The organism is Luteibacter sp., from assembly GCF_009912395.1.
Taxonomy (GTDB): Bacteria; Pseudomonadota; Gammaproteobacteria; order Xanthomonadales; family Rhodanobacteraceae; genus Luteibacter.
Genome location: NZ_WNDO01000004.1, coordinates 173,868 through 194,412, shown reverse-complemented (window position 1 = coordinate 194,412; position 20,545 = coordinate 173,868). Strand labels below are relative to the sequence as shown.

At 65.4% G+C, this 20,545-nt stretch carries 21 protein-coding genes, 1 pseudogene and 1 riboswitch; of the genes and pseudogenes, 6 read left to right on the top strand and 16 right to left on the bottom strand.

Features of this window, described 5'->3' with window-relative positions; all coding sequences use genetic code 11:
- Window positions 1-86: 86 nt before the first annotated feature.
- The 16 genes and pseudogenes from GAK28_RS06395 to GAK28_RS06320 form a co-directional block, all read right to left on the bottom strand.
- Window positions 87-602, bottom strand: a complete 516-nt coding sequence (locus tag GAK28_RS06395; protein ID WP_291776322.1) for a cupin domain-containing protein — start codon at window positions 600-602, stop codon at window positions 87-89.
- Between the two features lie 65 nt (window positions 603-667).
- Complete coding sequence (gene pnuC / locus GAK28_RS06390) at window positions 668-1,237, bottom strand: nicotinamide riboside transporter PnuC (RefSeq protein ID WP_291776400.1); 570 nt, start codon at window positions 1,235-1,237, stop codon at window positions 668-670.
- Between the two features lies 1 nt (window position 1,238).
- A complete protein-coding gene (locus tag GAK28_RS06385) occupies window positions 1,239-3,410 on the bottom strand; it encodes a TonB-dependent siderophore receptor (protein WP_291776321.1) in 2,172 nt (723 codons plus the stop codon).
- 54 nt (window positions 3,411-3,464) lie between these two features.
- Window positions 3,465-3,560: riboswitch (TPP riboswitch) on the bottom strand.
- A gap of 20 nt (window positions 3,561-3,580) precedes the next feature.
- A complete protein-coding gene (locus GAK28_RS06380) occupies window positions 3,581-4,714 on the bottom strand; it encodes a phosphotransferase (RefSeq protein WP_291776319.1) in 1,134 nt (377 codons plus the stop codon).
- Between the two features lie 9 nt (window positions 4,715-4,723).
- Window positions 4,724-5,611 (bottom strand): efflux transporter outer membrane subunit, encoded by an 888-nt coding sequence (locus tag GAK28_RS06375; protein ID WP_291776317.1) that lies wholly within the window; start codon window positions 5,609-5,611, stop codon window positions 4,724-4,726.
- A 95-nt stretch (window positions 5,612-5,706) separates the two neighbouring features.
- Window positions 5,707-6,024: pseudogene (locus GAK28_RS06370) on the bottom strand (TolC family protein); the annotation flags it as partial.
- A 158-nt stretch (window positions 6,025-6,182) separates the two neighbouring features.
- Complete coding sequence (locus tag GAK28_RS06365; protein ID WP_291776315.1) at window positions 6,183-9,281, bottom strand: CusA/CzcA family heavy metal efflux RND transporter; 3,099 nt, start codon at window positions 9,279-9,281, stop codon at window positions 6,183-6,185.
- Entirely contained in the window at window positions 9,274-10,398 is a 1,125-nt protein-coding gene (locus GAK28_RS06360; RefSeq protein WP_291776313.1) for an efflux RND transporter periplasmic adaptor subunit, read from the bottom strand. Before GAK28_RS06360 ends, GAK28_RS06365 begins: the two co-directional genes overlap by 8 nt.
- A gap of 229 nt (window positions 10,399-10,627) precedes the next feature.
- A complete protein-coding gene (locus GAK28_RS06355; RefSeq protein WP_291776312.1) occupies window positions 10,628-10,846 on the bottom strand; it encodes a hypothetical protein in 219 nt (72 codons plus the stop codon).
- A gap of 327 nt (window positions 10,847-11,173) precedes the next feature.
- Entirely contained in the window at window positions 11,174-11,908 is a 735-nt protein-coding gene (locus GAK28_RS06350) for a DNA-binding domain-containing protein (protein ID WP_291776310.1), read from the bottom strand.
- Entirely contained in the window at window positions 11,905-12,744 is an 840-nt protein-coding gene (locus GAK28_RS06345; protein WP_291776308.1) for a DUF692 domain-containing protein, read from the bottom strand. The genes GAK28_RS06350 and GAK28_RS06345 overlap by 4 nt, the downstream gene beginning before the upstream one ends.
- Window positions 12,745-12,791: 47 nt before the next feature.
- On the bottom strand, window positions 12,792-13,058 hold the full coding sequence (locus GAK28_RS06340; RefSeq protein ID WP_291776306.1) for a hypothetical protein: 267 nt from the start codon (window positions 13,056-13,058) through the stop codon (window positions 12,792-12,794).
- A 92-nt stretch (window positions 13,059-13,150) separates the two neighbouring features.
- On the bottom strand, window positions 13,151-13,624 hold the full coding sequence (locus GAK28_RS06335; RefSeq protein ID WP_291776304.1) for a DoxX family protein: 474 nt from the start codon (window positions 13,622-13,624) through the stop codon (window positions 13,151-13,153).
- Entirely contained in the window at window positions 13,621-14,373 is a 753-nt protein-coding gene (locus GAK28_RS06330; protein WP_291776303.1) for a DNA-binding domain-containing protein, read from the bottom strand. Before GAK28_RS06330 ends, GAK28_RS06335 begins: the two co-directional genes overlap by 4 nt.
- Window positions 14,370-15,203 (bottom strand): DUF692 domain-containing protein, encoded by an 834-nt coding sequence (locus GAK28_RS06325; RefSeq protein ID WP_291776301.1) that lies wholly within the window; start codon window positions 15,201-15,203, stop codon window positions 14,370-14,372. Before GAK28_RS06325 ends, GAK28_RS06330 begins: the two co-directional genes overlap by 4 nt.
- A gap of 4 nt (window positions 15,204-15,207) precedes the next feature.
- Window positions 15,208-15,474 (bottom strand): DUF2282 domain-containing protein, encoded by a 267-nt coding sequence (locus GAK28_RS06320; protein ID WP_291776299.1) that lies wholly within the window; start codon window positions 15,472-15,474, stop codon window positions 15,208-15,210.
- Window positions 15,475-15,606: 132 nt separating this feature from the next.
- On the opposite strand from GAK28_RS06320, the gene GAK28_RS06315 reads away from it, so the two are divergent.
- The 6 genes from GAK28_RS06315 to GAK28_RS06290 all read left to right on the top strand — a co-directional run bounded on the left by GAK28_RS06315 (window position 15,607) and on the right by GAK28_RS06290 (window position 20,487).
- Window positions 15,607-16,248 carry a DUF1109 domain-containing protein gene (locus tag GAK28_RS06315; protein ID WP_291776297.1) on the top strand — a complete coding sequence of 214 codons (642 nt, stop codon included), beginning with the start codon at window positions 15,607-15,609 and terminating at the stop codon, window positions 16,246-16,248.
- A gap of 55 nt (window positions 16,249-16,303) precedes the next feature.
- The gene (locus GAK28_RS06310; RefSeq protein ID WP_291776295.1) at window positions 16,304-16,876 is read left to right on the top strand and encodes a sigma-70 family RNA polymerase sigma factor; all 573 of its coding nucleotides are present in this window, start codon (window positions 16,304-16,306) and stop codon (window positions 16,874-16,876) included.
- The gene (locus GAK28_RS06305) at window positions 16,873-17,514 is read left to right on the top strand and encodes a DUF1109 domain-containing protein (protein WP_291776293.1); all 642 of its coding nucleotides are present in this window, start codon (window positions 16,873-16,875) and stop codon (window positions 17,512-17,514) included. The genes GAK28_RS06310 and GAK28_RS06305 overlap by 4 nt, the downstream gene beginning before the upstream one ends.
- A gap of 40 nt (window positions 17,515-17,554) precedes the next feature.
- Window positions 17,555-18,148: a hypothetical protein gene (locus GAK28_RS06300; protein WP_291776291.1), complete on the top strand. Its 594-nt coding sequence runs from the start codon at window positions 17,555-17,557 to the stop codon at window positions 18,146-18,148.
- A 195-nt stretch (window positions 18,149-18,343) separates the two neighbouring features.
- A complete protein-coding gene (locus tag GAK28_RS06295; RefSeq protein WP_291776289.1) occupies window positions 18,344-19,399 on the top strand; it encodes an MASE1 domain-containing protein in 1,056 nt (351 codons plus the stop codon).
- A 32-nt stretch (window positions 19,400-19,431) separates the two neighbouring features.
- Complete coding sequence (locus GAK28_RS06290; protein ID WP_291776288.1) at window positions 19,432-20,487, top strand: MASE1 domain-containing protein; 1,056 nt, start codon at window positions 19,432-19,434, stop codon at window positions 20,485-20,487.
- The last annotated feature ends 58 nt before the right edge of the window (window positions 20,488-20,545 follow it).

Sequence of the window (20,545 nt, the reverse complement as noted above, 5' to 3'; positions counted from 1 at the left end):
GGGGGTATCCCATCGAACTTAAGGCCCACGCGCGCGACCGGCAATTGAAACGTTCTCAGCGCACCGATGACCTGCGCGCATGCGACTCAGGGTTCGCCGTCCCAGTAGTCCAGGCTGTTTTCCACGCGTTGCACGAGATTCAGGCGCGTACCGTCCGGCAAATTCACCAGGGCGGCCGTCTTGCCCGAATCAGGGTACTCGCAAAATTCCGGCGATTCACGCGTGCTGATCGAAAGATATTTCAGCGGACGCTCGGAGGTGTTGATCAACTGGTGCGGGTACGCCGGCCCCGGCGGGATGAACAGCACGTCCCCGGCCCTGATCGGCAAACGCTCGCCGGCCACGCGCAGCGTGCCCTCGCCTTCCAGTACGACGAACATCTCTTCCTGCGCATGATGGAAATGGTAGGGGCAGGACATCTTGCCCGGCGCCACGATGTCGATGGATGCGCCGAGCTTGGTCGCAGCGGTACCGGTGCCCAGGCGCGCACCCAGGGCGTCGTACAGAGGCTCACGAACGAGGCGCTCCTTCGGCGCGTCGTCCATGTTACGAATGAGCTTGTCGGCCAGTTGGCGGGCGCGCTCGGACAGTTCATCAGTCATGCGGCTGGCTCACGGGGAGATCGCTGCATGCTACTCCAGGCGGTGAAGTCGTGCGAAAACGCGTCTCAGGCCGTCGCGTGGGCGTGCAGATCGCGACGCCACGCACGCAGTCCCATCGAGGCGAGAATCACAAAGCCCGCGTAGAGTACGGCGGTGACCGGAAGATCCTTATAGACGTACTCGCCCACGTAGATCACGTCAACGACGATCCACAACCACCATGCCGCCGCGTGCCGACGCGCCTGCCACCATTGCGCGACCAGGCTGAAGGCAGTGAGTGCCGCGTCCAGCCAAGGGAGCGACGCGTCAGTCCAGCGATGCATCGCATAACCCAGCGCCAATGCGGCAGCGGCACCGATCGCAAGGTGTATGCCCGCGCTACGCCGGTCCAGCGCCGTGACGCGCACGTGGCCGGATGCGTCCAGGTGACGCATCCATCGCTGCCAGCCGTACAGGATGAGCACGGCGAACACGACCTGCAGCAAGGTGTCCGAGTAGAGCTTCGCGTCGATGAACACCCACGCATAGGCGATCACGGAAACGAGGCCGACCGGCCACGACCACGGACTGCGTCGCGCCGTCAGCCACACGCCCGCCGCGCTCACCAGCGCGGAGAACACCTCGAACGCGGACAGCTCAAAGGTCATACGTCACCGACAGGCGCGCAAGACGCGGCATGCCCGGGAACAGGTAGCGGTCGCCGCCGGAGCTGCCGGTATCGCGCCAGTAGAAATGGTTGAACACGTTGTCGACGTTCAGACGCAGCGTTAGCGCGTGACCATCCAGCGCGGTCGTGTAGCGCAGGCCCGCGTCGAACACGTGGTAGGCCGGCACGCGCGTCTTGCCGTCCGGCGTCGCCACGTTGGTGCCCACGTAGCGCCACCCGCCCAGCACCGCGAGACCCGGCGCGAACGGCAGGCTGTAGTCCGCGTAGACGGCGGTGCGCCAGCGCGGCACGTTGATCACCTGATGGCCTTCGTAGGCGGCGATACCCGTGTTTTCCGCATGAGCGCGAATCGCGTTGGCGCTCGCGGTCAGGCGCAGGTTGTCGGTGACACGACCGGCGAGGTTCAACTCGACGCCCGTATGCACTTCCTCGCCCATCTGCACGAAGGTGAAGCCGGACACGGAATCGTCGGGACGAGCGAACTGGTAAGGCTGGCGGATCCGATACACCGCGGCCTGAAGATCCAGCGCATCGCCGAAGGCGTACTTCGCGCCCGCCTCGATCTGCCGCGAATGCAGCGGTGCCAGCGTATCGCCGCCGTTGCTCGTCCAGTACGGCGCCGAACGACCCAGGGACAGACCTTCGCTGTAGCTCACGTACGTCGTCAGCGGCGTGGTCGGCTGCCAGAGTACGGCCGCCTGCGGCAGCGCCTTGCTCAGGCGCGTGTTCCGCTGCAATGCGCCACTGCTGTCGTAGGCCCGCTCATCCAGCCGCACGAAACGCGTGCCCGCCAGCACCTGCCACGATTCGCCCAAATGAATGCGATCGATGGCGAACAGCGTGCGCTGCCAACTGGTGAGGCGGCGCGCGGACGGACCGGGCTCGTTCGGTGACGGTGCGAACACCGGCGGCTCGCGGTCGTCGATGTTGGCCGTGCCGACGTAGTCGTACACATACGGACGCTGGTCCATGGTGCGACGGAAGCTCGATGCGCCAACATTGAGTTCGTGGTCGATGCTTCCGGTGGCGAAGCTGCCGGTCAGCACGGCGCGTACTTCGTCGTTCACGCGCGTATCGTCGGGGCTACGGAAATCGTAGACGTCGTAGTCGCCATTGGGTGCAAAGAAGTAACCCGGCGATCCGTTGGCGCAGGCCGCCGCATAGGCGCAGCCATAGGCGAAGGCGACATTGTCGTCGATGGCCGTGCGGCTATGCCCTGCCGACAGCTGGCCATTCCAGTTGTCGCTGAAGCGATAGTTGAAGCGCAGCGACGTGTTGCTGGAATGGATGCCCACCGGACGCTGCCAGGGCTGATAGCCGAGCAGGCGCGTACGGCTGGGATGCTCGGGAATCGTGGTGCCGCCCAGCAGCTGGTAACCGGACGCCGAACGCTGGCCGCTGGTCTGGTAATCGGTATCGAGCAGCAGCGTCGCGCGGTCGCTGATCTTCCAGTCGGCCGCCACGGAGACGAAGCTTCGCCGCCCATTGGCATGCTCGATCCATGAATGGGTCTGCTCGTTCGCCGCGTTCACGCGCATGCCGAAGGTCGGCGAGAACCACGTGCCAAGGTCCAGCGCCTCGTACGACGAGCCGTGCGAATCGGTGCCGACCGTCACCGTATGGACGTCCGCCGCGCGCTTGCTCACGTAGTTGACCAGGCCACCCGGCTCCACCACGCCGGCTTCAAGGCCGCCAAGGCCCTTGAGCACTTCTACGCGCTCCTTGCCTTCCAGCGCCAGGCGCTGCTCGCCCGTCATGAGCATGCCGTTGAAGCGGAACCCGGTGGCGAGATCGAGCGGAAAGCCACGAATCGATACGTCTTGGTAGTAACCGACCGGCGCGTAGTTGTCGTTGATCGCCGCGTCGCCACGGACCAGCTCGCTGAGCGAGCGCGGCTGGCGATCGTCGATCTGCGCACGGGTGATCACCGTGATCGCGGCCGGCGTGTCGTGCAGGGGGGCGCTACCGAAGCTGCCAAAGGTGTCCAGCTGCGAGTCCGCGGCACGGTAGCCGTTGGTGGCCGTCGCGTGCACGTCGATCGTGGGCAGGGTGCGCGCCTGCGGCGTGGCATCGTCGGCGGCCCACGCGAACGGCGCGGCGGCGATCAGGGCGAGGAAAAGCGGGGTGCGGGAGAAAGTCATCGTCGTCTTCGTGGCTACGGACGAAGCGACGGCGGACCACCCGCCACAACAGCGATCGTGGTCCTGCAAGCTCCCTACGCCGGTGCTAACCGGATCAGGTTCCAAGGGACTCTCTCAGCCCGGCAACGCCGGGCACCCCCGCTTCAGAACGCCTATTGAACCACGAATCGTCAGGCGGCGTGGCGCAGGGCGTCCAGGAAGGCCCGGCCATACGGGCCCGCAAACCAGGCCGCGTGGCCGCGCAGGAAGGTGTGATAGGCCACGTCCGCGTGGTCCGGACGCCGCGTGATGCCCTCGAAATACTCCACCTCGGAGAGGGCGAAATCGATGTGGACCAGCGGCAGCACATCGGCCAGCAAGGCCATATCGTCGGCCGTCAAGGTACGGACCGAGCGGTATCCCTGAATCAAGGCCAGGGCCAGGTCCGCACGTGCGATGTCGCCGCGCGCCACTTCCAGCCAGGCGATGGCATTGCGCTCGATGGCGGTGGCGAGATCGAACAGGGCGAAGGTGCGCGCCGAAAGACCGAAGTCGAGGACGTCGGTGATCCCCGCGTCATCCTCCTCGCCGCTCCAGCACAGGTTGGACACGTGCCAGTCGCCATGCGTCCACAACGGCGCCTGTTGCGTGATGCCTTCCCATGCCTGCGCATGCCAGGGCGCGATGGCGTCGGCGACCTGGACCTTCCAGTCCTGCCGCGAGAGATAGGCATCCAGAGCGGGTCGATGCAACAGCTGCGAGGCGATCGCCGCGACCGGATCAGGGTCGGAGAGGATTTCCGCACGGGCGACCAGGATATCGGTGGAGCGCTGCGGCGCGACATACGTGCTAGCCGCGTCGTGCAGGCGGGCGAGCATCGCACCCGCCGCCTGCGCATGCTTCACGCCGCCGATAGGCGACCAGGAAAACGCATCGCGATAAATGTCCTTGCCGCGTGCCGGCGTATGCACTTCATAGACCCACTGACCCTGCCGCACGACGGTGTTCCCGTCCGTGTCCGGCAGAATGCGAGGCACGGGTAAGCCGGCTTCACGCAGGTGGATGGCGAAACGATGTTCTTCTTCGAGCTGTGCGGGCGTGCGGACGCTTCGATGATGACGCTTGACGAAGACCCGACCCTTCCGCGTATCGACCAGCGCCGCGGCGGACAAGGGACGCGGACTGCGCCAAGCCAGTCCGAGCATGCCACCCAGCTGCGGGTAGTGCTCCAGCACGACGCCCACCTCCGGACCGACCAGGGGCGGCCAGTCCGGTTCGAGCTCGTCACCGGCCAGGCCGTGGGTGAGGTGGACGTCGTCGATCATCCCGCCAGTTTACCCGTGCGGCGGCGACGGGTCGCTGTCGTCATGGCGATTCCACCAGCCACCGCCCAGCGCCTGGAACAACGCCGTGGTGTCGGACAGGCGCGTGGCCCTCGCCTGCGCCAGCGACAGCAGGGACTGCCGCCAGAGCAGTTCGCTGGCGAGCACCTGGGACTGGCTCGCGTCGCCGAGGCTCAACTGCTGCTGGAGGATGGACAGGCTATGTGCCGCCGCCCGTTCCGCACGTTCGGTCGCCGCAAGCGCCTCCGTGTCCGCGCGGATCGCGTGCAGCGCGTCCGCCACGGACTGCAACGCCGCCAGCACCACACCGCGATACTGTGCCGCCGCCTGGTCGTAGGCCGCTTCCGCCGCGCGCTGCTTGTGCTTCAGGGTGCCGCCCTCGAACAGGGGTTGGGTCAGTCCTGCGCCGAGGCTCCAGAAGCCCGTCCCCGTATCGAACAACGAACTCGCCTTCTCCGCCGTGCTGCCGGCTGTCGCGGTGATCTGGATGTTGGGCAAGCGCGCCGCGAGCGCCACGCCGACGTTGGCACTGGCAGCGTGCATGGCCTCCTCCGCCGCGCGCACATCGGGACGCTGTTCCACGAGGCGTCCCGGCAGGCTCAGCGGCAGTTCCTTCGGCAGGTGCAGCGAGGCCAGCGTGAACGTGGCCGGGATGTGCTCGTCGGGCCGGCGGCCCGTCAGCACTGCCAGCAGATCACGTTGCTGCGCCAGTTGCTTTTCGAGCGGCGGCAGCGTCGCCCTGCTCTGCTCCAGCGCGGCGACCTGGGTCGCCACGTCGCCTTCGGACACATCGCCGAGCGCACGCTGCCGCTTGAGGGTATCGAGGATGTGCTGCTGCGCGTCGACGATACGTTGGGTGACATCGATCTGTTCGCGCAACGAGGCCTCGCCAATCGCCGCATTGACCACGGGTTGGTCAGCGTGAGATAGGTCGCCTCCAACTGGAAGCGCTGACCTTCGGCCTGCGCCACGCCGGATTCGACCTGGCGACGCGTGCCGCCCCAGAGGTCCGGCGAGTACGACACGCTGAGCTGCGCCGTGGTCAGGTTGTACAGGCTCGCGTTGGACGCGGCACCGCTGGCTACTTCCGCCGCGGTGTCCTGGCGCGTGCCGTTCACGCTGCCATTCACCGTGGGGAAGTACGCCCCGCGCTGCGCCCGCACATTCTCCCATGCCTGCCTCAGCGCGGCGTGGGCGGCGTCGATGTCGCTGTTGCGGGTCAACGCATCGTTGACCAGGGTGTCGAGCTGCTTGTCGTGGAACAGCGTCCACCACTGCCCTGGGATGTCCATGCCTTCGACGACGCGCTGCGCATCCCGGCCATGCGGCGGCTTCTGCGGGTTCGCATCATACGTGGTGCTTTTCGGTGCATCGGGCCGATGGAAATCGGGACCGACCGCACAACCCCCAAGGGTCGCCACCAGCAACGGAAGGAGAAGATGGCGCATGGTCAGATCTCCTGATGCGGCCACGTGTGACGGCGACGGCGACGCTCGACGAAGCGTTCCATCGCATCGTAGAAGGTGGGAAGGATAAACAGCGTCAGCAAGGTCGCGACGATGAGACCGCCGACGACCACCGTGGCAAGACCGCGCTGCACGTCCGTACCGATGCCCGTCGCCAGCGCGGCGGGCAACATGCCGACGCTGGCGACGGTGGCCGTCATCAGTACCGGGCGGAAACGTTCGCTCGCACCCGTCAGCACCGATTCCCGCACGTCGTGGCCTTCGCGTCGCATGCGGTTGAAGTTCGCCACCATGATGATGCCGTTCTGCACGGCCACGCCAAACAACGCGATAAAGCCGACGGCCGTTGCGATATTCAGTGTCTCGCCCTTCACATGCAACGAGATCAGGCCACCGAGCGCCGCCAGCGGCACCACCGCGAGCACGAGCACGGCCTGGCGCAGGTTGCCGAACTCGGCGAAGAGGAACACCGCCATCACGGCCAGCACCAGACCCATCACCAGTACCAGGCGCGACTGCGCACGCTGCTGGTTCTCGAACTGACCCGCCCACTGCAGGCGGTACTTCGACGTATCGAAGTGCACTTTCGACGCGATACGTGACTGTGCGTCCGCGAGATACTCCGACAGGGCACGGTCGCGATTATCGATACGCACCGTGATCTGCCGGTGGCCCTGTTCGTGCGCGATCGTGCTCTCGCCCGTCTGCATCGTGATCCGCGTGACCATCGCCAGCGGCACGCGCGCACCGGACGGCGCGGTCAGCACGAGGCGACCAAGCGCATCCGGATCGGCCGCGATGGTATGCGGCACGCGGGCGGTAACGTTGTAGACGCGGTCTTCCACATACGCCTGGGTAATCGCGGCGCCACCGACGCCCGTCTGGATCAGCGTATTGATGTCCGACACGTTGATGCCATAACGCGCGGCGGCGTCGCGATCGACGCTGATGGTGAGCTGCGGAATCGGCGGCTCCTGAAACAGCGATGCATCCGCCGTGCCCGGCGTTTCGTGGAGCACGTCGACGATTTCGCTGCCGATGCGGCGCAGTTCCTTGAAGTCGTCGCCGTAGATGCGCAGCACCAGCGGGCTGTGCGCACCACCCACCATGTCGTTCTCGCCGTCGATGATCGGCTGGCTGATACCCACGCTGATACCGGGGATGGCCTGGAGCCGCTTATTGAGACGACGGATGAACTCGGCCTTGGTCTCGCCGGACGGCCACTGGTCGTAAGGCTTCAAACCCACACCCGATTCGATGTGCGAGGGCGTCCACGGATCGCTACCCGTATCGTTGCGCCCCAGCTGGGTGACCACGTAACTCACCTCGGGGAACTCGCGCACGGCGTGGCGATACTCGCTGGCCATCTCGCTGGCCTTTTCCAGCGACAGGCCGCTGGGCAACTGGACCTGCACCCAGAGCGAACCCTCGTCGAGGTCGGGAAGAAATTCGCGTCCGATCGAAGCACCCAACGTCAGCACGGCGATCAGCGCCGCGATGGCGATGGCATAGGCGATACGCGGCCGTCCGAGCAGACGTTCCAGCGAACGCCGATAGCCCAGCTGCAGACGTTCCAACGGCTTGTTGTGGAAGATCTTCCGCGGCTTGCGCAGCGCCAGCCAGGCCAGCGCGGGCACGATGGCGATGGCGCAGATCAACGCGCCGATCAGTGCGTAACCCACGGTGTGGGCCATCGGCGAGAACAGCTTGCCTTCCGCGCGTTCGAAGGCCAGCAGCGGCGCATAGGCCGTGATGATGATCAGCGTCGCGAAGAAAATGGGGCGAGCCACCTGCTTCGTGGCGGCGAGCACGTCGGTCTCGTGCAGCCAGCCTTCCGGGCGCGATTCGCGCTTGCGCAGGATGGCCTCGGTCACGACGATGGCACCATCCACGATCACGCCGAAGTCGATCGCACCCAACGAGAAGAGGTTCGCCGGCATCTTCGTGAAATGCATCACGATGAAGGCGGTGACCAGCGCGAACGGGATCGTCACCGCCGCCACCATCGCGCTGCGCGGGCTGCCCAGGAACAGGATCAGCACGATGCAGACCAGGCCGACGCCTTCGATGACCGTGTGCGAGACCTTTTCCACCGTGGCCTGGACCAATTCGTCACGGTCGAGGAATGGCACAACGCGTACACCCTGCGGGGCCAGTTCCTTGTTCAGCTCGTCGACGCGGGCATGGATGCCTTTCAGCACCTGCGAGGGGTTTTCATGCAGCAGCAGGTCGACGATGCCTTCGATGGCATCCGGATTGTTGTCCTTACCGAGGATGCCTTCGCGGATCTGGTGACCGTATTGCAACTTGCCCAGGTCGCGCACGCGCACCGGGTCGCCGTTGTGCTGGGTGACCACCACGTCGCCCATGTCCTTCAGCGAGCGCATCAGGCCTTCGCCTTGGATCACGTACGACTGTTCGCCGCGCGTCACACGCCCGCCACCGGCATTGGTGTTGTTGGCGCTGAGCGCGTTGACGACATCGTTCATGCCCACGCCGAACTGCAACAGCTTCTCCGGGTCCACCTCCAGCTGGAACTCCTTGGTGAAGCCGCCGAAGTTGTCGACGTTGGCGACACCCGGCACCTGCTGGAGCGCAGGGATGACCTTCCAGCGCTGGATCTCGGACAGCTGCATCAGGTTCTTCGTGTCCGATTCGAGCGTGTAGCGGTAGATCTCGCCCGCCGGTCCCGACACCGGGTCCAGCGTGGGCGTGATGCCCGGCGGCAGGGTCACGCCGGCAAGGCGTTCGGTGACACGTTGGCGCGACCAGTAGTCTTCGGCGCCCTCGCGGAAGGTCAGGGTGATGAGCGAGAGGCCGAACGTGCTGCTGGAGCGCATGGAGACGGCACCCGGCGTGCCCGCCAGCGCACGCTCCAGCGGCGTCGTGATCTGCTGTTCGATTTCCTCGGCGGCCAGGCCGGGCACCTGCGTGGTGACCTGCGCGGTGACGTCGCTGAGTTCGGGATAGGCCTCCACCGCCAGCTGCGTCCAGGCGTAGTAGCCGTAGACGAGCACCAGCAGCGACACGCCAAACACGATGGCCCGGCGGTGCAGGCACCAGGCGATGAAACGATCAATCATTGATGAGCACTCCGCCCGCCGTCACCACGCGGTCTCCCGGGGCGAGGCCTTTCACGATCCGCGCGTCGTCGCCTTCATCGCCACCGAGCACCACCGCGCGGCGGGTGAAGGTCCACGGCGCGGTCTCCACCAGCACGGTGACGTCGTCGTTGTTCATCAGCAACGCCGACTGCGGCACCAGCACGGCCTTCTCGCGCGGCACCTCGAAGGTGGCCGTGGCATACATGTTGGCCTTGAGTTCGCCCTGGTCATTGGGCACCGCGATGCGTGCCTTCACGCGGCGCGAATCCGGGTCGAGCACGTCGCTGACCGACTGCACGACACCCTGGAAGGTACGTCCCGGCCACGCGGGCAACACGATGTCCGCGCGCTGGCCACGCGTCACTTCGCGCACGTCGTTCTCCGCGAGGTTGGCGGTAACCCAGACGTGGCCCAGGTCGGTGATGGTCATCAGCGAGGCGTTCGGGTCGTTCACGAAGCCACCGGTGGCCGCGGACAGGGCCGTCACGCTGCCGTCCACGGGCGACACCACCGCGACGCCACGTGAGCTGCCGCTACCCGACACCTTGCCGAGCGCGGCGAGGCGGTTCGCGGCACGCTGGTATTCGGCCTGGGCCTGCGCATAGGCACTCTGTGTGGCTTCGAGGTCTTTCTGCGCTGCGCCGCCCGCTTCGTTCACGCCCTTGGCGCGTTCCATCGCCTTGGCGGCGAGGTCCAGTGCGTCGTGCGCGCGAGCCTCGTCCGCTGCCGCTTGCGCATAGTCACCGGAGGCGATCACCGCCAGTACCTGTCCGCGCGTGACGCGGTCGCCGAGCGCCACCTTCAGTTCGAGCACGCGGCCGGTCGCCGGCGGCAGGATGTTGAGTGTATGCGCCGGATCGGCCTCGACCATGGCGGGCGTGGAGAGCGGATGGTCGATGTCGCGTACTTCCACCGGCTGCACCTTCAGTCGCTCGCGCAAGGGCGAATGCTCGGGCACATGGCGGACGCCATGGTCGTTCACGACATCAGGGGTGGCGTCCTGCACGGCCGCGCCGTGCGAACAGGCCGCGAGCCCAAGGACGACGGCGGTCGCGAGCAGCGTATGGCGAAGCGGAATGGAGAGGCGGAGCGACATGGAATTCCCTTGTTCGGGCAAAACGCACCCACGGCGCGTCACCTGAGGCGAGCGCCGTGGGGGCATGCGGAAGGGAGTGGCCCATGGTCGAATCCATGGGTGCCCGTCCGCGGTGGAATCGTCACCGTCCGCCGCGTCCGGGGAAGCGGCGTTCAGTACGGTGGCAGGCTGGGGTCAGGGCTAGGGTCTGGGTCCAAGGTCCTCGTTCTCCTTCATGGGACGGGGCCGGTCAGGCCGCGAGATGCGACGCGGCGTGACCATGCCAGCGAGCGACCGGCCGGCCGCAGCCGGGATCGGTCTCCCAATGCATGTCGATAAGAAGCGGGGACACCTGCGCGGCGTCATGCGACGCGGGCACGGTGATGTTCCAGGTGCGCGGACGGACCGGGCGGTCCGTGGCGAAACGGCCTGCGGCGAGCAGGCGGAGTACAGCGTTAACGAGCTTCATGGCCCATCTCCTCGTTACGGCGCCTGTGGCTGCCGTGAGAGGTGGGCCGGTCTTCCCTAGTCGAGGAAGGCTCCGGCCGACCGCTGGCGGTCGCCGCAGGCAATCGGGTTGTGATGCTGCGTCGGCAACCGAAGCGAGCGGCTGTCGACGTGGCGACTAGGGTAGGTGTCCATATGCCTTTGTCTGGTTGGACGGAAAACCCGGAAACGGGAGGTCCCCGGGTGTGCGCATTGTCTTGCTGCGATGCGGCGGAGTCAACGTATATCTGCCGTCTTTCGAGTCGCTTTCCGCGACTGTAAAAAGATCGCAAAAATCGGTGGGAGAGGCCTAGCCCCTGAGGCCCTGGATCATGCCTTCGGCCGTCCAGGCGCCGAGGCAACCGCCGGCGATGCGGGCGGCTTGTTCGCCTTCCCAGGTACGGCCGAGATACGTGCAGATCTCACCGAAACTGGCCCCCGCGAGGGCGAGGTCCAGGCAGGCGGTCTCGTCGGCCGTCATGCTGGCGAACCGGGGCGACAGCCCCTGTCGCCACACGCGTGCCCCGAGCCCTTCCTCCACGAACACGGCGGCCGGCGGCGGAACCTCGTCGGCGATCGCCCGCCAGATCGCCACCGCGTTGCTGCGTACACGACGGAAGCGCAGCGTCGGCACGAAATCGAATTCGACCCGGTCCCAATCGTCGGCGACGAGGTCGCGCACGTCCAGCGACGGGGCATCCGGGCCGGAAAACGCACGGCGCAGGTGCCAGTCGAGCCATGCCAGCTCGGCGATCTCCGGATCGAGGGAATACTCGGTCTCGAGTTGCTGGACGAAGGTCTCGCCGTAGGCATCGAGCGTCCACGACGACGGAGGATGCGCATCGATGTAGCGACCGGCCGCCGCATCGAAGGCGGAGTCACCCAGCCACAATCGCGTCTTCGCGTAGGTCTCGCCGAGGCCGGCGATCAATTGCGTGCGGTAGTTGTTCGCGTAAACGGCCATGCCGCGTGGATCCGTATCGGCGGGCACGAGGCCCGCAGCGAGCGCAGCCACGAAGGCTTTCTGCCAGTCGCGAAGGTTCATGCCACCTGGCGCCGCGACGCGTCGGCGATGTCGCGCGCCTTCGACACTTCAGACAGCAGGTCGGCAAGGGGCGGAATATGGTCGTCGCGTTCGATCATTACCGCGACATCGCCCAGTCGCGCGATGAATCGCGCATACAGATCCCATACCGCGTCGGGCACCGGCGCGTCGTGCGTATCGACCAACATGTCGCGTCCCTGGCTGTGTCCGGCGAGATGGATCTGGCGGACGCGATCCAGCGGCAGGCGATCGAGCCAGTCCTGTGGATCGAATCCATGATTGGTGGCGCTGACGTAGATGTTATTCACATCGAGCAGGAGATGGCAGTCCGTACGGGCGCACAGCTCGGCGATGAAGGCCGCCTCGCTCATGCCTTGCCCCGGAAACGCGAGGTAGGTGGACGGATTTTCCAGCACGAGCGAACGTCCCAGGATGTCCTGGGCCAACAGGATGTTCTCCGCAACGAGGCCGAGCGCTTCCTCGGTATACGGCAGGGGCAGCAGGTCGTGCGAATTGAATCCGGCGATGCCTGTCCAGCACAGGTGGTCGGACACCCATAGCGGGTCGATGCGATCGGCCAGCGCGCGAAGGCGGCGCAGGTAGTCGCGATCCAGCGTTTCGCCGCCGATGTTCATGGAGACGCCGTGCAAGGCCACCGGGTGGCGTTCACGGATGCGGGCGAGTACGTCCAGCGGGCGGCCGCCCTCGACCATGAAGTTTTCGGATATGACCTCGACGAAATCGACCGGCTGGCGATGGTCGAGGAAATCGCTGTAGTGCGGTATGCGCAGGCCCAGGCCGAACCCGTGGAAACCTGGCAGGGAGGATGCGTTCATGACGTACTCCGGTGGCCCGGCCGCCTCGCGACGGCCGGGCCGGCGGATCACTTGGCCGGCGCGGTGGTGCTGCCGCCGGCGGCCTTGCATTCCTTCATGGACACGGCCTTGAAGCCCTGGCCCTTGCAGCTGTTCTGACCCTTGCAGGCATTGTTGGCGGTCTTGCAGTCCGAGGTGCCCTTACAGCTGTTGATGCCGTAGCAATGCACGGCGTCACCGCCCTTTTCCGCCGCCTGCACGGGCGCGGAGATGGCGACGGCCGAGACGGCGAAGATGGCGGCGGCGGCGGCGATGCTGCTGGTCGAGGTTTGCATGGGTCTTTCTCCGGGTTGGGTTGTGCCGAAGTGGCACGATGATATTCGTGCCCGCTGCGGTTCTGGTTACACACGTATACGGACGAATTGCATCAACGGATGCGGAAGATGTGATCGAGCGACAACCGGCCCCCTCCCCGCGCGATGAGATACAGCAGGATGGCCGCCCAGGACAAGTGGGTAGGCCAGGCGTCCGGATAGACGAAAAGCTCGATCACGGTAGTCATACCCAGCAATACGAGCGCTGACGCCCGCGTGAAGAGCCCCATCACGAGCAGGACCGGCACGAAGGTCTCCACACCAGCCGACAGGTGGGCGGCGATCTCCGGCGGAAGCAGCGGCACCTTGTATTCGCTGCGAAACAGCTCGTAGGTGCCCTCGGTAATGGTGAGGAAGCCCTCCACCTTGGTGCGGCCGGACTGGAAGAAGATCGCGGCGATGGAAAGCCGCGCCACGATCGCGAGCAGGTCGTGGCCGATCCACCCACCGATGCGATCGGCGAGCGCGTTCCAGCGGTCGCGAAGGGAAAAGGACTGCTGCGTCGCAACAACATCGTGACGGTTCATGGGGAGGGTTCTCCTGGCGAAAGGGCGAAGACGCCGGCCAGCTGGCAACCGCCGAGGATGCGGTCGATGGCGACATCGGGATAAAGGTCGAGGGTGTGAACGATGGCGTCGCCGAGCGAATGCCCGGAGGCGCACATCTGGATGAGGCTCAAGGCGGCCGGGTCGACATCGAGGACCGTCACGTTCATGTGCGGACGGATGACGATCGCGCACTCGGCACGCCACGGAAGATCGTCGCCGACCGGCCGCCCGTCGCGACTGGCACGCCAGATGGTGACGGCAGGACGCGGTGCACGAAACAGGCGAAGCGATGCATGCGGACGCACGCGCATCGTGGCCAGTTCGTCCGCGCCGAGCATCGCCCATGCCGCCGCTGGCAGCGGTGTATCGTCGGCAGCGTGCTGGCTTTCCGTCCACAGACGGTCCAGCCGGGCGACATCGCCCAGGTAAGGCAGCTCGGCCGCCTGCGGCGCGTCGTCGAGAAAGCTGGCGAAGCCGTCGCCGTAGAAGAGCATGCGCACATCGGTCGGCGGTGAGACCTCGATATACGCAGCCGCCGCGGCGCGAAACCAGTCGCGACCGACAAGACACGCTACGGCCGGATAATTCGCTTCCAGTGCGTCGATGCAGCCACGCAAGGTCGTATTGCGATACACATCGAAGGCGGGCTGTCGCGCGGACGAAAACGTGCTTTCCGTATCGCGCAGCGCATGCAGGAAACGACGCTGATAGCAGGCCAGATCGCTCATGCCGCCACCGCGTCGCCGGCGAGGCGATGGTGCGCGCGACGCCGCTCGTCCATGAGCGTGGCAAACGAGGGTACGTCGCCATCGCGTTCGATCAGGGTGGGCCGTTGACCGGCACGCGCGATGACTCGTTCATACAAGGCCCATACCGTTTCGCCAATCGCCGTATCGTGCGAATCAACGAGCAGGCCGCCACGTACCGTGTCGTCCACCGTGTGGCCGGCGAGGTGGATTTCCATTACCTCGTGCAGCGGGAATCGGTCCAGGTATTCACCCGCGTCGTAACGAAGGTTATGTGCGCTTACATGCACGTTATTGATGTCGAGCAGCAGGCCGCATCCGCTGCGATGCGCCAGCTCGCCGAGGAAATCGGTCTCGCCCCACTCGTGGCCTTCCACGTAGACGTAGTGCGAGGGGTTTTCCACCGCGATGCGCCGACCCAGCGCATCCTGCGTGCGCTGGACGTTGTCCACCACGCGACACAATGCCTCGCTGCTGCGTGGGAACGGCAGCAGATCGGGAAGGTAGCGTCCCTCCCACGACGACCAGGCCAGGTGCTCGGAGACGAGCGCGGGGTCCACGCGATCCACGAGGCGACGCAGGCGTGCAAGGTGATTCGTATCCGGCGGCTCGATGGAGCCCAACGACAACGACACGCCATGCAGCGACAGCGGATGTCGTTCCGCCAGCGCATCCAGCATCGCCAGGCGCGGGCCACCATCCACCATGTAGTTTTCGGGATGCACCTCGAGCCACACGCCGGCCTCGGCGCAGGCCAGCGCCTCGTCGATGTGCTGCGGCTTGAAGCCGATGCCGGCGGTGAGCGAGGTCATGGCATCAGCCCTTGGTCAGCGAACCGTGACCCTTCGGGGTCTGGATCGAGGTGCAGGTGCCGGTCGGCACGTTCTTCCATGCGTTCTTCTGGTAATCGGCCTTGGCGGTGCCGGCGCAGGTGGTGCCCGGGCCGGCGGCGCAGTCGTTCTGACCGGCCTTGGCGACGCCCCAGCACTTCTCGACGGCGGGCTGCTTGGCCTCGTCGGCATGGGCGGCGCCGGCGACGAGGGCGGCAACGGCGAGGGCGAGCGAAGCGGCGTGACGGTTCATGGGGAATCTCCTGGGTTGGCCGGACGACATGTCCGGGTTCCCTTACCCATTCGCCGGCAACTGCCTAGCGGTTACAGCTCGGATCGACGAAATCGGTGTAACCGAGCGGCACGCGCAAACGAACAGCGGTATATGCATACCCAAGAACTCATCGACGCCCTCGTCACCGACCTGCGCCCGGTCGACCGCCATGCGGTCGCACGACGGCTCGCAGGATCGACCGCGATCGGTGTCGGCATGGCCCTGACAATGCTGCTGGCGTTCGGCGGCATGCGCGACGACCTGCCGGCCGTCCTGGACAACCCGGTCTTCTGGCTGAAGGCCCTGTTCCCCGCGTCGGTGGCGACAGCCGCCCTGCTATTGGCCGCGCGGCTCGGACGCCCCGGCGCTCGGACGCGACAGGCATGGGTGCTGGTGGCGCTGCCCATGGTCGCCGTGTGGATCGCCGCAGGCTGGGTGCTGCAATCGGCCCCTGCGGAATTACGCATGCCATTGCTTCTGGGACACACCTGGCGCGTGTGCTGTTTCAACATTCTTGCGCTTTCGGTGCCCACGTTCAGCGCCACGTTCTGGGCGGTTCGGGGGCTCGCGCCTACAAGGCTTGTCCTGGCTGGCACAGGCGCGGGTGTACTGGCCGGCGCACAGGCCGTGCTCGTTTATACGCTTTACTGCACTGAGATGGCCGCGCCATTCTGGGCCACCTGGTACGTTCTGGGCATGCTCCTCTCCACGGCGGCGGGGGCCCTGCTGGGACCGAGGCTGTTGCGATGGTGAAAGTCCACTCGCTATACACGACGGCGTGGCTACCCAGCACGGTACGGAAACACGCATGATGACCCCCATGGATACCTCCGGTCCCTCCGCCGCCGAAATCGAACTGCGCGGGCGCTTCGTCGCCGGCCTGCGCGGCGACGCGTCCGAGTATCGACGTTTCCTCGACGGCCTGACGGGCTTTCTACGCGCCTACCTGCGTCGTCGCCTGCCGCGTGCGCAGGACGACGTGGAGGACATCCTTCAGGAAACCCTGCTGGCCGTTCACAATGCACGCCACACCTACCGCGAGGACCAGCCGCTTACGGCCTGGGTCCACGCCATCGCCCGTTACAAGCTCATGGACTTCTTCCGCGCCCACGCCCGCCGCGAGGCCCTGCACGATCCGCTCGAAGAGGATGCCAACATCTTCGTGGCCCCGGATACCGAACCCGCCAACGCGCGGCGCGATGTCGGCCGCCTGCTTGAAACCCTTCCCGATCGCCATCGCCTGCCGATCGAGATGGTGAAGTTGCAGGGCCTGTCCGTGGCCGAGGCGGCGCAACGCAGCGGCATGTCCGAATCGGCGGTGAAGGTGGGCGTGCACCGAGGCCTGAAGGCCCTGGCCGCCAGCCTGCGAGGCTCGACATGAAGACCGACGATCTGATCTCCCTGCTCGCCAGTGAAGCGCCGGCCATCGATCGACGCCAGCCGACGCGCCGTTACGCGCTGGCCGTGGTGGCCGGACTCGGTGGCGCCCTGCTGCTCATGGCGGTATTACTCGGTCTGCGTCCCGATATCGCCGAGGCCATCCGCCTGCCGATGTTCTGGTGGCGCATGGGCTACGCGGCGAGCATCGCGGCAGGCGCCCTGTGGGCCCTCAGCCGACTCGCCCGCCCTGGCCTGCGCGTGGGACCCCGCTGGTCCGCCATCGCCTTGCCCATCTTCTTGGCGTGGCTCGCGGCCGCGACGATCCTCGCCGGCACCCTCGCGGACGAACGCATCCCGCTGGTACTGGGACATACATGGAAGGTTTGCGCGATCCTCATCGCCACGCTTTCCACGCCGGCTTTCGTCGCGATGCTGTACGCGGTACGCGGCATGGCCCCCACCCGCCCCCGCACGACCGGCGCCACCATCGGCCTGTTCGCGGGTGCGACAGCGACCGTGGCGTACTGCCTGCACTGCCCCGAAATGGCCCCGCCCTTCTGGTCGGTCTGGTACCTGACCGGCATGCTGATTCCAGCGTTGGTCGGCGCCGTGATCGGGCCGAGAGTTCTGCGCTGGTAGCGGCGTTAGACTGGCGCATCTTCTCGAAGGAATCGATTCGATGCGCCTTGCCCCCTGGCTAGCTGCCGCCCTGTTCGTCACCTGCGCCGCCCAGGCCGACAGCGTGGGAGCACCCCGCGTGATACCCGTGAACAACGGTCCTAACGACATTACCCTGGCAGGCCAACCCGCCATGGCGATGCGTGCGTGGCGCGAAAATTTCAACGCTCATGGCTTCGACGTCATCAGCTTCTATGTGCGCGAATCGAGCGAGGGCAAATCGACCTGGAACCTCGTACCGGTATTCAGCAACTCACCGAAGGGAGGCGACGACGAGAAGCTGACTATCGGCGTCAGCGGAGGCGCCGACTGCACGCTGCACGATTTCCGCCTTCTTCGATCCGCCGATGGGAAAACGGAAACCCTGGTCATCGCGCAACGCGATGCAGGAGAAAGCTATGCCGACGCGGCGCTCGTCCACTTCACCTGGTACAACCTGACGAAGAATGAAGACGGCCTAGTCGGCTATCCGGCGCTGTACTTCAAGCAGGCGCGGGAGACGCAGGCGAAGAAGCGCTATTGCGATGTCAACGAGGCATTCCAGCACGAACTCCACTTCGGCAAACGCAGTGGTACGGGCGGCCCTGAACATTGAGTCGGGGCGTCACATCAATGCTCAAAATCGGCAATTACTCGCTCGGAGTACCCGTTCGCTGGACGAGAACGATCCTTTATTGATTCCGATGGAAACCCTCATGGCAATGGCCATTTCCGTAAGGCTCAAGGCGCCCCTCAGACCCATCCTCTGGTCGCGATCAATGCACAACCCAAACCACACGGAGTCGTACCCTTGATCGATCAACACGTGGACCGCACCCTGCTGACGCCATGGTGGCAGCACCTTTGTGTCATGGCCGCCTACGTGATGACTGATCAGATCCTCAGCGGAATGTCCTACAGGACCTCGGTACTCACGGCCGGATTGCGACTGAGCTGCCTTCTGCTTGTCTCCAGACGCTTCTGGGGCGCCATCATCGTAGGCGAAATCCTGTCGATCGCCGTCATAACGATCCCCTGTGTGTCCGCCTTTGGAACGACGTGGCTGACGGCCGTGCTCATCCCCCCGATGCTGTACTGCATTCCCTTGGTCTTTTTCATGCAGAACCATGTTTCCGTCTTCGATCAGTATGGGTATATCAGACCCGTTCCGCTTCTCATCGCGACATCCTTGTGCGCGCTATTGAGCGCGCTCAGAACGGACCTGACCTTCCTTGCCGTCGTGATGCAGGATGGTTCATCGTTCAGGGGGGTGAGCTGGAACAGCACAGGTCAAATGACTTTTGGATCGTACCTGGGCTCCCTCACGATCACACCTTTCGTTCTGGCGGTCCGGGAGCGATTGCTACGACGGACCCAACCTTTATCGTGGCATGAACTCATGAAGCGTTCGCTTTTCCGCGATGTACTGATGTTCGAATTACCCATCGTTGCCGGCCTGTTCCTGGCGGCCACTTTCCTGATCGGAGGAACGAACCTGGCCTGGTTCCGTGCCTTGATGATCGTTCCCGTCGTCATGCTCGGCCTTCGCCATGGCTGGCATGGCGCAGCGGTCGGCGGCATGGTCGCATCGTTCTTCCTTACCGCGACGGCACTGGATCACCGGGACCCTTCCCTGTTTCCGACCCAGGCCACGTTGGCACTTACCATTTCCTTCTGGCTTCTGTTGGCGCAAAGAGGCACCCCCAAGTCACTACCGCCCGGATCGATTCCCACGTCGGCGTGGGCCAGCCTCATGTCGCTCGTGCCCGTGCAATCGATCCGATACGCGCTCAGCCCCCGCTACAGGGGGCTGGATGGCACACTGTATGGCGCCGATGGCCGAATGATCGCAAGCGCCGCTGGCTGAATACCCAGACTGTACGATTGCAGGAACCTCATGTGACCGACACATCCCTGGACAAAACGCTGCTAACGCCATGGTGGCATCATGTGGCGGTCATGGCTGCCTATGCGGGCACCTATGAGATCCTTTCTTCGTTCGGTACGAACTACTGGATCCTCACCACCGGTCTTCGCCTGACCTGCCTGCTGCTGGTTCCCCGGCGATTCTGGGCGGCCCTCGCCATCGGCGAGCTGATCGATATCGCCACCACCACGTTGCCGAAGGCCGCGCTCTACGGCATCGAATGGGAAACGGCCGTACTCATCCCCCACATGATCTTCTGCATGCCGCTGATCGTCCTCATGCAGCAACGCATGCCCCTCTTCCGCCGAGATGGGCAGATCAATACGTCAGCCCTGCTCGTCGCCTCGCTGCTCTTCGCCCTGGCGTTGACACTAAGAGGCAGCATCGCCATGTCCGCGCTATCGATGCAGGACGGTTCGCCCAACATGCTCCTCACGGGAAGGGTCATCTTCGAATGGGTGCTCGGTGCCTACCTCGGTGCACTGGCCATCACTCCATGCGTATTGGCCATTCGCGAGCGGCTCCTTAGCCAGAAGGTCCCACTGACCTGGAGCGCATTGATGAGAGGCTCCCTCTTTCGCGACGTGCTCGTGTTCCAGTTACCCATCGCGCTGGCCATGGTCCTTGCCGCGAACTATCTCGTCGAATGGCAGGGTCTGACGTACTTCCGTACGGCGCTCGTCTTCCCCGTTGTCGTGCTGAGCGTTCGGTACGGCTGGCATGGCACCGCGGTGAGCGGCATGATCTCGGCGCTCTTCCTGAGCGCGACATCGTTGGACACACGCGATCCCTCGTTGATTCCGACCGAGATCCTCCTTGCCCTGGCTATCTCGTCCTGGCTCATCTGGACGCAGAAGCTGACGCCCCGCCTGTGGTCATACCGCATGGCAGGCGCATCTGCCTGGGTCGCCCTGCTTGCGCTGATTCCGATGCGCTCCATCCGCCATGCCTTCAGTCCGCAGTATCTTGGCGTCGACGGCATGCGATACGACGTTCACGGGCAGTTGATTGGTGGCGGACACGCCTAGCCCCGCCAGGCGTGCTTGCATCACCGGATCAGAACCCCGGAAGCAGGCACGCTCCGGT

What these genes read in the sequence shown, in the direction of transcription:
- GAK28_RS06395 (WP_291776322.1), bottom strand. Translation starts at nt 602, where the DNA reads ATGACTGATGAACTGTCCGAGCGCGCCCGCCAACTGGCCGACAAGCTC.
- GAK28_RS06385 (WP_291776321.1), bottom strand. Translation starts at nt 3,410, where the DNA reads ATGACTTTCTCCCGCACCCCGCTTTTCCTCGCCCTGATCGCCGCCGCG.
- GAK28_RS06380 (WP_291776319.1), bottom strand. Translation starts at nt 4,714, where the DNA reads ATGATCGACGACGTCCACCTCACCCACGGCCTGGCCGGTGACGAGCTC.
- GAK28_RS06365 (WP_291776315.1), bottom strand. Translation starts at nt 9,281, where the DNA reads ATGATTGATCGTTTCATCGCCTGGTGCCTGCACCGCCGGGCCATCGTG.
- GAK28_RS06360 (WP_291776313.1), bottom strand. Translation starts at nt 10,398, where the DNA reads ATGTCGCTCCGCCTCTCCATTCCGCTTCGCCATACGCTGCTCGCGACC.
- GAK28_RS06355 (WP_291776312.1), bottom strand. Translation starts at nt 10,846, where the DNA reads ATGAAGCTCGTTAACGCTGTACTCCGCCTGCTCGCCGCAGGCCGTTTC.
- GAK28_RS06350 (WP_291776310.1), bottom strand. Translation starts at nt 11,908, where the DNA reads ATGAACCTTCGCGACTGGCAGAAAGCCTTCGTGGCTGCGCTCGCTGCG.
- GAK28_RS06345 (WP_291776308.1), bottom strand. Translation starts at nt 12,744, where the DNA reads ATGAACGCATCCTCCCTGCCAGGTTTCCACGGGTTCGGCCTGGGCCTG.
- GAK28_RS06340 (WP_291776306.1), bottom strand. Translation starts at nt 13,058, where the DNA reads ATGCAAACCTCGACCAGCAGCATCGCCGCCGCCGCCGCCATCTTCGCC.
- GAK28_RS06335 (WP_291776304.1), bottom strand. Translation starts at nt 13,624, where the DNA reads ATGAACCGTCACGATGTTGTTGCGACGCAGCAGTCCTTTTCCCTTCGC.
- GAK28_RS06330 (WP_291776303.1), bottom strand. Translation starts at nt 14,373, where the DNA reads ATGAGCGATCTGGCCTGCTATCAGCGTCGTTTCCTGCATGCGCTGCGC.
- GAK28_RS06325 (WP_291776301.1), bottom strand. Translation starts at nt 15,203, where the DNA reads ATGACCTCGCTCACCGCCGGCATCGGCTTCAAGCCGCAGCACATCGAC.
- GAK28_RS06320 (WP_291776299.1), bottom strand. Translation starts at nt 15,474, where the DNA reads ATGAACCGTCACGCCGCTTCGCTCGCCCTCGCCGTTGCCGCCCTCGTC.
- GAK28_RS06315 (WP_291776297.1), top strand. Translation starts at nt 15,607, where the DNA reads ATGCATACCCAAGAACTCATCGACGCCCTCGTCACCGACCTGCGCCCG.
- GAK28_RS06310 (WP_291776295.1), top strand. Translation starts at nt 16,304, where the DNA reads ATGATGACCCCCATGGATACCTCCGGTCCCTCCGCCGCCGAAATCGAA.
- GAK28_RS06305 (WP_291776293.1), top strand. Translation starts at nt 16,873, where the DNA reads ATGAAGACCGACGATCTGATCTCCCTGCTCGCCAGTGAAGCGCCGGCC.
- GAK28_RS06300 (WP_291776291.1), top strand. Translation starts at nt 17,555, where the DNA reads ATGCGCCTTGCCCCCTGGCTAGCTGCCGCCCTGTTCGTCACCTGCGCC.